Annotated in this window: 9 protein-coding genes; all 9 read left to right on the top strand. The window is 42.4% G+C overall.

Annotated elements, in window-relative coordinates:
* Positions 1 to 676 precede the first annotated feature (676 nt).
* Positions 677 to 2,239 (top strand): BCCT family transporter, encoded by a 1,563-nt coding sequence (locus H9631_RS17065; protein ID WP_191814926.1) that lies wholly within the window; start codon positions 677 to 679, stop codon positions 2,237 to 2,239.
* Between the two features lie 218 nt (positions 2,240 to 2,457).
* Entirely contained in the window at positions 2,458 to 4,416 is a 1,959-nt protein-coding gene (locus tag H9631_RS17060; RefSeq protein WP_191814924.1) for a sigma-54-dependent Fis family transcriptional regulator, read from the top strand.
* A gap of 740 nt (positions 4,417 to 5,156) precedes the next feature.
* Positions 5,157 to 6,125, top strand: coding sequence for a nuclease-related domain-containing protein (locus H9631_RS17055; RefSeq protein ID WP_191814922.1), 969 nt, complete (start codon positions 5,157 to 5,159; stop codon positions 6,123 to 6,125).
* 520 nt (positions 6,126 to 6,645) lie between these two features.
* Positions 6,646 to 7,629, top strand: coding sequence for a thiamine pyrophosphate-dependent dehydrogenase E1 component subunit alpha (locus H9631_RS17050; protein WP_191814920.1), 984 nt, complete (start codon positions 6,646 to 6,648; stop codon positions 7,627 to 7,629).
* 51 nt (positions 7,630 to 7,680) lie between these two features.
* Positions 7,681 to 8,703, top strand: a complete 1,023-nt coding sequence (locus tag H9631_RS17045) for an alpha-ketoacid dehydrogenase subunit beta (protein ID WP_191814933.1) — start codon at positions 7,681 to 7,683, stop codon at positions 8,701 to 8,703.
* Positions 8,704 to 8,726: 23 nt separating this feature from the next.
* The gene (locus H9631_RS17040; RefSeq protein WP_191814919.1) at positions 8,727 to 9,842 is read left to right on the top strand and encodes a dihydrolipoamide acetyltransferase family protein; all 1,116 of its coding nucleotides are present in this window, start codon (positions 8,727 to 8,729) and stop codon (positions 9,840 to 9,842) included.
* 95 nt (positions 9,843 to 9,937) lie between these two features.
* Entirely contained in the window at positions 9,938 to 10,159 is a 222-nt protein-coding gene (locus H9631_RS17035; protein ID WP_191814917.1) for a hypothetical protein, read from the top strand.
* A gap of 144 nt (positions 10,160 to 10,303) precedes the next feature.
* Positions 10,304 to 11,482, top strand: coding sequence for a formamidase (gene fmdA, locus H9631_RS17030; RefSeq protein ID WP_191814915.1), 1,179 nt, complete (start codon positions 10,304 to 10,306; stop codon positions 11,480 to 11,482).
* Between the two features lie 28 nt (positions 11,483 to 11,510).
* Positions 11,511 to 11,783 (top strand): zinc ribbon domain-containing protein, encoded by a 273-nt coding sequence (locus tag H9631_RS17025; protein ID WP_191814913.1) that lies wholly within the window; start codon positions 11,511 to 11,513, stop codon positions 11,781 to 11,783.
* Positions 11,784 to 11,983 lie beyond the last annotated feature (200 nt).

The raw sequence follows: 11,983 nt of genomic DNA, 5'->3' as shown, positions 1-11,983 counted from the left end.
GCAATTAGATCCGTGGCCTAGGCCACGGATCTAAGAAGAATATGGGTGGATAATACCACCACATTTGACAGAGAGCCATTATAAAATGCTTAAAGAATGAATAACAGATTTACTGCATAATTCCACGTCCAGCTCTAGTGTTTACCGACTAGCAGACTTCTCTCCCTCCTACGATAAGCCAACAGCGGCTTCGACGTACAGGAAGTACTAGTGCGAGCGAAGTGACAGGACGTCGCGATTTGAGCCTAGAAGTTTGAGGCAATCCTTGTCACTATGTTGTGACGTGCAGTATCGGCGAAGCGGTATTGAGTTATGCTAGGCGCCATCGGCGTAAGGATTAAGTCAATTATCGCTGCTGCAAGCACACTGCAACTTCTTTACTGTTCGTCTAGCCATATGCCAACAAGCGGGCACTCACGCATCTCGTTAGAGGAACTATTTCAGGTGGTAGATGGCAGAGGGGGGATACTTATGTTCTAAAAAGTGAGTGCTTGTGCACTCTGTGAGTGTGATGAAACTCACTTGAAATTCAAGGAATGCCATTTTTCAAGGGTTTCAAGCAGTATATTATTTGGTACGGTTCTTGCGAATATCATTCTAACGTTGATAGAAAGGAGATGGCTCAAATACGCAATTGAATATTTGCAAGCACTTACAAACAAGGGGGGGTTTTTGTATGGAGCAATCGAAGGTTGATAGAGTCATACTTTTCTCGGCATTAGCTGTCATAAGTATCTTTACTATTCCCGTCTTAATCAATCCTGAAAAAGGAAATCAGTTTCTCGCATCCATATTAGGATTTATTGGAGGAAAGTTCGGTTCTTTATATTTGCTGACAGCCTTTTTAATCTTCGTGGCTTTGTTATATCTAGCCATGAGTAAGTATGGGAAGATTAGGCTTGGCAATCCCGAACAAGGGCCGGAATTTTCTACTCTCAGTTGGATAGCGCTTATTTTTACATCAACGGCCGGCTCAAGTCTTCTTTATTGGGGGTTCATTGAATGGTCATATTATTACACGGCACCACCATTTGGAATGACGCCTGAAAGTACAGAAGCCGCGGAGTGGGCGTCTACATATGGTATTTTCCACTGGGGGTTTATGGGCTTCTCCATTTACTGCTTGCCCACAATTGCTTTGGCCTATGCTTTATATGTAAAGAAGATTCCAAGTTTGCGATTAAGTTCAGCCTGCCGAGGAGTTTTGGGTGATCGTGTTGATGGTCCGCTTGGAAAATGTATCGATGTCATGTTCATGTTCGGGATCGTGGGCGGTGTTGGGACCTCCCTTGGTCTTGGAACCCCAATGCTTGCTGAAGCTCTCTCAAATTTATTAGGAGTCAAGCGTTCTCTTTTGTTAGATGTAGGTATTATTTCTTTTTGGACGTTCATTTTTACATCCAGCGTTTATTTCGGATTGAAAAAAGGTCTTAAAATATTAAGCGATATCAACACTGTTTTATATTTCATGTTTGCGGCTTTCTTTTTTATTGCTGGGCCTACAGTTTTTATTATTAACAAGTTTACGGACAGTATGGGCTTGCTGCTCCAGAACTTCCTGAGAATGAGTCTGTATACGGATTCTGTAGGCGGATCGACTTTTGCACAGGATTGGACCATTTTTTACTGGGCATGGTGGTTTGCGCTTGCTCCGTTTATGGCGATGTTCACTGCTCGAATTTCAAAAGGGAGAACCATTCGTGAAGTGATCATTGGTATGTGTGTTGCTGGTACACTTGGCTGTGCATTAGCATTCGCTGTATTTGGGAATACGAGCATGTACTTTGAGTTGAACAATATCCTGCCGATTATGGACATTGTTCAAAATGAGGGAGCGCCATCTGCGATTGTAGCCATGATTCAGGCTATGCCGTTGGGGACAACAATTTTATTAGTTGTGTTTGTCATACTGGCTTTCATCTTCCTTTCCACTACGATTGACTCAGCAGCTTATACTTTATCGTTTATGTCTTCCAAGGCAGCCACAGAGATGCAGGAGCCCGCAAGGTGGATTAGAGTTTTCTGGGCACTGGTAATTGGCGCGGTTGCAGTCATCCTTATGTATGGAGGAGGATTATCGGCTTTGCAGACGCTGTCGGTCATTACAGGGTTCCCAATTATGTTTATTTGTATCATCATCGGCATCTCTTTATTTAAGTGGATAAAAGAGGATTATGAAAAAAGCATTACTGCCGAGGTCTCTGAAAAAGAGTATTCAGAGAAGAAAATGTCTAGTTGAAAAAGTCGAAAATTTCAAAATGCATAAAGGCCCAGTTGAGGTCTTTGTGCATTTTTTTGATTGCTCCGTCTTCCTTTAGGTTAGAGATTTCTCCATCATGATTTTTGAGGATATTGGTCTTTTCAATAGTCGAAAGATAGTGATTTAGTGCTAGGATGTTTACTTCAATTTTCCAAAAATTACATTTATAATAGAGTTATACTGTAGAGTTGGGGTGAATGGGCTTGATAGACAAAAAGTTGATGAGGAAATTGTGGGAGGATTTTGTATATCGGAGACATCTCAACCCATTGGTTAAAACAGATATTCAGGAGGCGTGGCTCCGTTCAAGGGATCATGGTGTCAACCCCCATGTCCAAAGTGCCACGCAATTGCTTTCTAGTGAGGAATTGGCTGAATTACAGCAGCAGAAACAAGAGCTTATGTGGATTTCCCTCCCGTTAATGGAGAATCTTTATTCGTTTGTGAAAGGGTCTAGCTTCCTTGTCATCCTTTGTGATGAAAAGGGGTGGTTGATGAAGACCTTAGGAGAAGAGGAGACACTTGAACTCGCGGATAAGATCAAGTTTATTGATGGAGCCTCTTGGAGCGAGGAGGCAATGGGGGCAAATGCCATTGGAACATGTATTGCTATTAACAGCCCTATTCAGGTATGGGCTTCCGAGCATTATACAGAGGCTTGTCACCCTTGGACTTGTTCAGCCGCGCCTATACATGACGCATCAGGAGAACTCATCGGCGTTTTAAATATGTCCGGCCCCGTGGAAAAGGTTCATCCGCATACTTTGGGAATGGTTGTATCCACAGCAGCTGCGATAGAAAAACAATTGCAAATTATTGAGAAAACCCGGGGAAACGCGATGATGAAAAGTTTGCTGGAGGCAACGACGGACACCCTTTCTGAAGGGATGATCATCATTGATACGGCAGGAAAGATTTTAAAAACGAATGAGATTTTACATCGGATTATTTGCAAAAAAGAGCATGAGCTTGTGGGCAAAGATATCAACGAAATTTTTGACAATGGATTTTTTCAGGAAATCGGCGCTTCAAAAGCAAATGTCATAGATCAGGAAATCAAGCTGAAAATATCTGGAAGTGACCGCCAAGCTCGAGTATTGATAACATCAAAAGGGATTTTTCAGCATAAAAAGAAAATTGGTAAGCTGTTGACGATTAAAGAAATACATAAAGTCCGGCAAATGATCAATCAATTTTCCGGCAATCAGGCAAAGGTGACTTTTCGTGATATTGTAGGTGAAAATGAAAAGATACGGAAGGTTGAACTTGAGGCTATTGCAGCGGCAAGGTCCGATTCAAATGTATTGCTGACAGGTGAAAGTGGGACAGGAAAAGATATTTTTGCACAGGCGATCCATAACGAAAGTGATCGGAGATACAAACCTTTTATTGCTATTAATTGTGGGGGAATCCCGCGGGATCTGCTGGGAAGCGAACTGTTTGGCTATGAAGATGGGGCCTTTACTGGTGCAAGGCGCGGCGGGACCCCAGGGAAATTTGAGCTGGGCGAGGGTGGAACGATCTTTTTAGATGAAATTGCTGAAATGTCCTTAGAAATGCAAGTACTGCTATTAAGGGTTCTTCAAGATAAAGAGGTTGTCAGAATCGGAGGCTACAAGGTTGTTCCGGTGAATGTAAGAATCATTGCGGCTACAAATAAAAACCTGCGGGAAGAAGTGGAGAAAGGAAACTTTCGTGAAGATCTATTTTTCAGACTGAATGTTATTCCTCTCACTCTGCCACCGTTGAGGGAGCGGCGTGACGACATTCCTCGTTTGGCCGAATACTTCATAGAGAAACTTGCTATGCGAATTGGAAAGACGCCACTAAAAGTCGAACCTTCTTTTTATGACGCGTTACAACAGTACGAGTGGCCTGGAAACGTGCGTGAATTGCAAAATATATTAGAACGGGCAATCGTAAAAGGAGATGGAAACAAGCTGGTGCCGGGGGATTTGCCTGCGGAACTGTTCGGTGATGCATCCTTTTTGGCAAAGGAAGAGCTGCCAATCAAAGATGAAATAAAAAAGCAGGCATTGATGCAATCAATTGAAATGTGTGAGGGAAACTACAGCAGGGCAGCGCGGCATCTTGGAATTTCCCGCAGTACTCTATACAGGCAAATGGAAAGATATGGAGTAAGTAAGCTTCGCTAGGCGAAGCTTCTTTTTTTGTGCTTTTTAATGGGGGCTTCGCGTTCGAAGTTTAGGGACAAGCATGAAAGTTGTTGATCGCACGATAAACTTGTTTTTCGCACGATAACTCGAAAATTCGCACGAAAATCCTGTTTTTCGCACAATAAGCCAGAAAAACGCACAATAAACTTGTGGATCGCACGATCTTGGATTTCGCACGAAACAAGGGCTTAGCGTTTTCGAGGTAAAGAGCATGCCTCTGATCGGATAGCCCTGCACGTATGGCAGAAAACAGTCGTTCGCACGATAATTTCATATTTCGCACGATAAACCAGAAAATCGCACGAAAATCCTGTTTTTCGCACAATAAGCCAGAAAAACGCACGATAAACTTGTGGATCGCACGATCTCGGATTTCGCACGAAACAAGGGCTTAGCGTTTTCGAGGTAAAGAGCATGCCTCTGAACGGATAGCCCTGCACGTATGGCAGAAAACAGTCGTTCGCACGATAATTTCATATTTCGCACGATAAACCAGAAAAACGCACGAAAATCCTGTTTTTCGCACAATAAGCCAGAAAAACGCACAAAAAACAAGAAAATCGCACGATCTCGGATTTCGAACAAAATAAAGTCTTCGCGCCCGCGAAGCTTCCGCCTACTTGTAGGAGCTGCATGTCCATATGAGAAATCTATGAAAAAAGAGGAGTTTAGGTGATTTTGTCGAAAGGTATTTTAACGATTGAGTAGGAGTTGATTCAATGGTTATTAAAAGACGAGGGAAAAATAATAAGGTTGAAAAATTGGAGGCGTTGATATCTAGACTAAGTTCAGATCATCCACAATGGGAGTGGATAAAAGAGGAGTTTCATAATCGGCAGTCTGGGGAACGGGGTGAAAGATCCATAGATTATCACTTAACCTTTTTGCCTCGAGATGAATTTTTTATCCTCCATGATTTGAGGCTTGAAAATGAGCAAGGCTACTATTTTCAAATTGATACACTTCTTCTGTCCTCTCGCTTCTTCATTATAATTGATGTCAAAAATTATGGTGGGTGCATTCTCTTGGATCATCATTTCAACCAGCTGATACAGCAATCTTCAAATGGAAACAAGAGAGGCTTACTTGACCCGATTTCTCAAATAAGGCGACAGGAGCTACAATTTAAAAAATGGATGAAAAGCCACGGCATGAAAAATATCCCTGTAGAGTCACTCATCATTTTCAGTAACCCTTCTACTATTATTGAAACAACGACTAGCCCCTCTTATTATGACAAAATTACCCGCAGCATTAACATCGATAATAAGATAGACCAATTGAAATTAAAGTATCCAAAAGAGATCCTTACAAAGGAAGAGTTGTGGCCTTTGGGCAAGTCTTTAGTAAAGGCACATACTCCTAGTAACTATGATCCTCTCAAATATTTTAAAATCACTCAAACTGATTTATTAAAAGGAGTCTGCTGTCCAAGCTGTTCGGTTCTTCCTATGATCCGCTTGCATGGCAGTTGGCAATGTTCAGCTTGTATGTATCTTTGCAAGGATGCCCACATCCGGGCGCTACAGGATTATAGATTACTGATCAATGACACAATTACTGTAAGAGAAATGTGTCATTTCTTAGGCTTGTCCTCCCGTTATTCTGCTTATAGACTAATTCGTGCTTTGGGCTTGCTCCATTCTGGTGGAACGAAGGGAAGAGAATATTTTCTAGAATTTGAATAACTTTTATATGGAAATCGCCGTTCGCTTGATTCCTAGATTTAGTCTAAATGAACCTGATTTAGGAACGGGCGTGTGTCTGAAAAGTAGGGTTCGCTCGAAAATCCTGTAAATCGCACGATAAATATGTTTTTCGCACGATAAATCGAAAATTCGCACGAAAATCCCGATTTTCGCACAATAAGCCAGAAAATCGCACAATCCTGGATTTGGCCAAATTTTTTATGGGAAAATGGGAGTTCATTTGAGAATTTGATTTAGGAACGCGCCTCACCCTCCGAAAATAATTTCCAATTCCCCAATTCGAACCCAAGTAATGTTCAACCCATCCTCAGATGATGCTCATGAATCAAAGCTTGCACAAATTGTCCCATTTCGGTACAGTGTCTCACTTTCTTCAGGACATTTGTACCGAAATGGGACAATTTTTTTATCGAATAGCGTTGAAATCGAGGGTTAGAATGTTGGAATAAATCTTGCTTTCTATCATACATAGATTTTTTAAAAAGAAGGAGGAGCAAATATGACAGTACCTTTGGACAAGTTGAAGTGGATGTACGAAATGATGACGAAGAGCCGCTACTACGAGGATCAAATGGCTGAAGTGTATTTGGAGGGGAAGACTCCTGTTTTTAATATAGGGGCAGGAACGGTTCCGGGAGAGATGCATTTGTCAACGGGACAGGAGCCAGCCGCAGTGATTTGTGCTCATTTGACGAAGGATGATACGGTGACATCCCCACATCGTCCGCATCATCATGCGATTGCGAAAGGGATCGATTTGAAGCTGATGACTGCAGAAATTTTCGGAAAGGAAACGGGTCTCTCAAAAGGAAAAGGTGGGCATATGCATTTGTTTGACCCAGATGTAAAATTTTCTTGCAGTGGAATTGTCGGAGCAGGGATTCCGCAGGCAGCCGGAGCGGCGTTAGCGGCGAAAATGAAAGGAAAAGACTGGGTAGCAGTCACCTTTCTAGGTGAAGGAGCGGCGAACTCGGGAGCTTTTCATGAAACGCTGAACATGGCTGCGCTTTGGAAATTGCCGTTAATTTTAGTTGTTGAGGATAATGCTTATGGAATTTCTGTCTCGAAAAAAGCTTCAACTGCGGTTGAATCGAATGATCTAAGGGCGTCGGCATACGGAATCAAGGGTGCTTATGTAAAAAATAATGATCCTATTGAGATGTATAAAATATCGGAAGTCGCCGTAAAAAGAGCTCGGAACGGTGAAGGCCCGAGCATTATTGAAATTGAGACGTTCAGGTACCAAGGACATTTCCAGGGAGATCCGGAGTTGTATCGTGAAAAAGAAGAAGTGCCTTCTTTAAAAGAACGTGATCCAATTCTGAGAATAAGGAAGCTTCTGGTTGACGAGTACGGTGTGAACACATCTGAAGTAGAGGAGATCGAATTGAAAGCGAAGGCAGAAGTCGATGAAGCATACAATTTTGCAAGGGAAAGCGAGTTTCCGAAACCCGAAGCGGCGCTTGCTGATATGTTCAATTAAACCTGTGACTAATTGATAAAATAATTCGAACGGAAAGGAGACAAATCATTGATGGAGACGACTAAGAAACGCTTATTGACCGGAAATAAAGCCATGGCTGAGGCAATTGCACTAGAAATGGAGAAGAATCACGAAGTGTTTGTTCTTGGAGAGGATGTCGGGAAATACGGAGGGATTTTTGGATCGACTGAGGGTCTTTTCGATAAATTTGGTGCTGAGCGTGTTATTGATACGCCCATTTCCGAGACGGCCATCATTGGGGCGGCTATCGGTGCAGCGGCAGAAGGTATGCGTCCAATTGCTGAGTTGATGTTTGTCGACTTTTTCGGCGTATGTATGGACCAAATTTACAATCATATGGCGAAAATTCAGTATATGTCAGGAGGAAACGTTAAACTTCCAATGGTACTGATGACTGCGGTCGGCGGTGGATACAATGATGCTGCGCAGCACTCGCAAACCTTATATGCTACTTTTGCACATATGCCAGGGTTGAAAGTAGTAGCTCCTTCAACTCCGTATGATTTAAAGGGCATGATGACATCTGCCATCCGAGATGACAATCCTGTATTTTTCATGTTTCACAAATCTTTGCAAGGCTTGGGCTGGATGGATCAACTGGATGAGTCTATTGGTGATGTCCCTCAAGATTCCTATACTGTTCCTCTCGATAAAGCGAAGGTTGTACGCGAAGGAAGTGACGTAACGATTGTCGGGATCCAGATGATGACGCATTATGCAGTAGAGGCAGCTAAAAAATTGGCCAAAGAAGGTATTGAAGCGGAAGTCATCGATTTGCGTTCTTTGAAACCGATTGATAAAGATACGATTATTGAATCTGTTAAAAAGACTCATCGCCTTGTTGTTGTGGATGAAGATTATCTCTCCTATGGCATGACGGCTGAAATTTCGGCGATTATTGCAGAAAAGGCCTTATACGAATTAGAGGCGCCAGTCAGACGACTTGCTATTCCGGATGTGCCGATTCCATACAGTGATCCACTTGAAGATTTTGTTGTTCCTGGTCCGAACTCTATTTATAAAACGGTAAAAGAATTAATGGAAACATATTGATCGCATCTTAGGGAGTGAAGTGCATGTTTGCAGTAGAAATGCCCAGAACATCCGATGAAATTGAAGAAAGTCTCATAGTCTTTTGGCATGTGGAAGTAGGAGATTCCGTTGAAGAAGGAGACGTGCTTGTCGAGGTTCAAACGGAAAAAGCCGTCTTTGAAATAGAAGCTGAGACAGAAGGAACAATCAGTGAGATTTTTGTCAAAAGAGGAGATTCCGCTAAAGTCGGGGATGTTCTTGCAAAAATTGAAACAAAAATATCGAGTGATTCTAAAGAATCAGAACTAAAGGTCGATAATAAAAATAATGAAGAAAAGATTCCTGTGGATTCGTTTGTCAGAGTTTCTCCAAGACTAAGAAAGCTCGCAAAGGATATGAATGTGAATCTGGCAGATGTGAAAGGTACAGGAAAAAGCGGAGCAATTATTGAAAAAGACATCAAAACTGCAGCTGAAGGAGGGGGAATAACTAAAGAAACCAAGACAGCGAAAGAACTGTCTGGTATTCGTAAAACAATTGCAACTCGAATGATGACGAGCCTGAACGAGTCTGCACAGCTGACCCTCACCTCATGGGTGGATGTAACGGAGCTGGGGAAAAAACGCAAGGAAACCGGATCTAATGTGAGTTGGAACAGTCTTATCTCTTACGCTACTGTCAAAGCACTTGAGCAGCATCCTGCCATCAACGTTCATGTTCAAGGAGAAAAAATCACTATGTATGAAGAGGTTCATTTGGGTATGGCAGTGGATACTACGGAAGGATTATATGTTCCGGTTCTTAAAGATGCTAATCGGTTGTCACTTATACAGCTGGATACAGAATTGAAGGAACAGGCAAAGAAAGTGGCGTCCAAAAAATTGTCGGATGTCACCCTGAAAGGGAGCACTTTTACGGTAACAAATCTCGGAAATTTTGGAATAGAGTTTTTTACGCCGATTATCAATCCACCAGAGGCAGGTATTTTGGGTGTTGGTAGGGTAGATCCCTATCTTGTTTTGGACGATGGGCAGGTTGTACAAAAAGAAAGGATTCCGCTCAGCCTGACATTTGATCATCGAGTGGTTGATGGTGCACCAGCAGCAACATTTTTACAGACAATTGCAGATCAATGCCAGTTGCTCGTTAAAGAATTGTAGAGAGATACGAAGAAGCTGTAGGTTTTTATCGGCTTCTTCGACTTAAGGGGAAGGTCAGATATCGACTACATCTTTGAAATTGGGAGTGCATTTATGTGAAATGGGTTTACTTATCCGCTGACAAAGGCAGTATGTCTGCCTTACATCAAGATGCTGCTGAAGAAAATTTTACTCATGATTGGGAGCACTTATATAAAAATTGGAATTGCTTATTCGTTAATCTAAAATGGTTGTCTGAAAACTGGGAATCTCATTACGAGAACAAATTTGAGAGACAGGAAGTTATTTATCAGAATTCTATGAGAGAAAAAACATAGCTTTAATAGCAATTATCTTCTTTTCTTATTAAATATATTAAATTATCAAAATATTTGATCGACGCTTATTATTGTCATATAATGAAAGGGCATACAATGTTTTGCTGAAAAGGTTTTACATAAAACAATGGGGGAGGAAGAAAGATGCCAAAGACTTTGTTTAAGTTGGATCTTAGTAAGCCGATGGAAGAGCAGGCCCACCCAGGGCACAACAGGTGGCACCCAGATATACCGTCTGCATTTGCAGTGGATCCTGGAACGGCGTTCCGGATGGACTGTAAGGAATGGACGGATGGACAGATTCAAAATAACGATGATCCGGAAGATATCCGACAAGTTACTCTAGAACGAGTCCATGTCCTGAGTGGACCGGTTTATGTCAATGGTGCTGAGCCGGGAGACTTATTGGTAGTTGACATATTGGATGTTGGTGTCCATCAGGGCTATGAATGGGGATTCAACGGAATCTTTGCGAAAGAAAATGGCGGAAGCTTCCTTGTTGACCATTATCCTGAAGCTCAAAAGTCTATTTGGGATTTTGAAGGAATCTATACGACGTCACGCCATGTTCCCGGAGTCAAATTTGCAGGAATTGTCCACCCCGGCCTGATTGGTGTTGCGCCATCGATGGATCTGTTGCAGGAATGGAATAAGCGAGAAGAAGAGTTGAGAGCTACGAACCCGGATAGGACTCCTCCACTTGCAAATTTGCCTACGCCGGAAAGTGCAGTGCTCGGAACGTTGAAGGGCGCTGAGTTTGACAGGGTGGCTGCAGAGGGAGCCAGAACAGTACCTCCAAGGGAAAACGGCGGAAACTGTGACATTAAGAATCTATCCAAAGGTTCAAGAATCTTCTTCCCAGTATTTGTAGACGGAGCGAAATTATCAGTTGGCGACCTTCATTTCTCACAGGGGGATGGAGAAATCACATTTTGCGGTGGAATCGAGATGTCTGGATGGATCGACTTGAAGGTTGATGTCATCAAAGGCGGAATGGCGAAATATATGATTAAGGACAACCCAATGTTTAAGCCAGGGCCAGTTGATCCTTTATATTCGGACTTCCTCGTATTTGAGGGGATATCAGTGGATGAAAAAGATGGAAAACAGCATTATTTAGATGCAAACACGGCTTTCCGCAGAGCATGCCTAAATGCGATAGAGTATTTAAAAACGCAAGGGTATACAGGTGAGCAGGCCTATATGTTGTTAAGTTCTGCACCAGTTGAGGGGCGGGTAGCCGGAATTGTAGACATTCCGAATGCCTGCTGTACAGTAGCGATTCCTACCCAGATTTTCGATAAAGATATTACACCAAAATAGAAGTAAACGCATAAAAAGGGGTGATATCTTGCCAAGCTATACATTTTACTGCGATGATTGTGGGGAATTCACCTTGTTTTTCAAATCGATGGAAGGAAACAAGGAAAGCACTGATTGCCCAATTTGCAGCTCAGCTTCAAAACGTGTATTTTTACCGCCCAATTTGTATTCCATGCCGAATGCTCTCAAATCGAGAATTGAGAAAGGGATGGAACCGCGGCGCATGACCCGCGAAGAATTAGGCACAAAAAAACTTCCCCAAAAAAGATCTGCTGTGGCAAGTCGTCCGTGGCAGGCATAATAAAAAAACTCGTTCCGTGGAACGGGTTTTTTTATTGAAGGTTTATTCCGTTTCTTTTCAAAGATAAAGTCTTTTAGACAATATTTCCTTATCTTTGCTCTATTAGGACTAGACATGGCTGTTACTTTCAGTGTGTTCTGGGCTCACCAAGTGGCATAAGGAACCTTCATTTTCTCACCTTCCCGGCTATCCAGCATACG

The organism is Bacillus norwichensis, from assembly GCF_014836955.1.
GTDB classification, from domain to species: Bacteria; Bacillota; Bacilli; order Bacillales; family Bacillaceae_C; genus Siminovitchia; species Siminovitchia norwichensis.
This window is presented reverse-complemented; position numbering and strand designations above follow the sequence as displayed.